The organism is Streptomyces sp. NPDC051104, assembly GCF_040682835.1.
Classification (GTDB): Bacteria; Actinomycetota; Actinomycetes; order Streptomycetales; family Streptomycetaceae; genus Streptomyces; species Streptomyces cynarae.
This window is the reverse complement of record NZ_JBFBBS010000154.1, coordinates 1-1,263: the sequence shown is the minus strand read 5'-3', so window position 1 is coordinate 1,263 and position 1,263 is coordinate 1. Positions and strand designations below refer to the sequence as shown.

The following is a 1,263-nucleotide window of genomic DNA, read 5'->3' as shown; positions in this document are numbered from 1 at the left end:
GAGTGGGCAAGGTCAGGCCGCTGATCTCCGAACTCCAGCAGGTCTACGCCGGGCTCGCCGCCCACCAGGCCGAAGCCGCGGCGGCGAGTGGTCCCGGCCAGCACGCCGCCACCGGTGGTCCCACGAGTGAAGGTGGCGGTGGCGAAGATGTCATCGACGCCGAGTTCGACAAGGACTGAGGCGCGCCATGCCCAGCCACCCCCAGGAACCCGACCGGGCCGCGTCGGATCCGGTCGAACCGGTCCCGGAAGGCGCCGTACGCCCTCCTCGCGGGGATTTGCCGCAACCGGGCCCGCCGCCCCGGCCGGAAGCGGCGAACGACGAACCGGGACCCGACGCCGCCGGCCCCGCGCCTGCCGAGGACGAGTACACGACGGCGCTCCAGGAACTGGAGGACCGCTGGCGGCGAGCGCTCGCCGACCTCGACAACCTTCGCAAGCGGCACGCCAGGGAACTGGAGCGGGAACGGGTGGTCGAGCGGTCCCGCACGGCGGCCGCCTTCCTGCCCGTCCTGGACAACCTCGAACTGGCCCTGACCCACGCCGGCGCCGATCCGGGCGCGATCGTGGAGGGCGTCCGGGCGGTCCGCGACCAGGCGGTGAACGTCCTGGAACTGCTCGGCTACCCGCGGCACGCGGAGACCGGCGTCGCCTTCGACCCGGCCCGGCACGAGGTGGTCGGCGTCGTCCAGGACCCCGACGTCGAGCCGGGCACGGTCGTCGAGGTGCTGCGCCCGGGCTACGGGGACGGCGAACGGCAGCTCAGGCCCGCCGCCGTGACTGTCGCGAAGCGGGAGTGACCGGTCATGGCACGGGACTTCTACGAGGTGCTGGGCGTGTCGCGGACCGCGAGCCAGGACGAGATCCAGCAGGCATATCGCAAGCTGGCCCGCAAGTACCACCCCGACGTCAACAAGGACCCCGCTGCGGAGGAGCGGTTCAAGGACCTCAACGAGGCGTACAGCGTCCTGTCGGACCCGAAGACCCGGGCCCGTTACGACCGCTTCGGCGAGGACTTCCGCAAGATCCCCGAGGACTTCGAGGAACGGGTCGCGGCCGGAGCGGGCGGCGGCTTCCGCGCTCGCCGGACCGCGGGCGCGGGCGGCCCCCGTGTCCGGTACACCACCGGCTTCGGCGACGACTTCGCAGCGGAGGGTGTCGACATCGAGGACCTGCTCGGCTCGCTCTTCGGAGCAGGCGGCGCCCCCGCCGGTGTACCGGGAGCCGACCAGGAGGCCGAACTGCCGCTCAGCGTCGAGGAGGC

Annotated in this window: 2 protein-coding genes; both read left to right on the top strand. The window is 72.8% G+C overall.

Features of this window, described 5'->3' with window-relative positions:
* Positions 1-187: 187 nt before the first annotated feature.
* A complete protein-coding gene (locus AB0N14_RS40225; protein ID WP_366030628.1) occupies positions 188-799 on the top strand; it encodes a nucleotide exchange factor GrpE in 612 nt (203 codons plus the stop codon).
* A gap of 6 nt (positions 800-805) precedes the next feature.
* A partial coding sequence (locus tag AB0N14_RS40220) for a DnaJ domain-containing protein (RefSeq protein WP_366030627.1) occupies positions 806-1,263 on the top strand: 458 nt, incomplete at its 3' end.

Bases quoted from the DNA above. Each gene is read 5' to 3' on its own strand.
- AB0N14_RS40225 (WP_366030628.1), top strand. From the start codon at position 188: ATGCCCAGCCACCCCCAGGAACCCGACCGGGCCGCGTCGGATCCGGTC.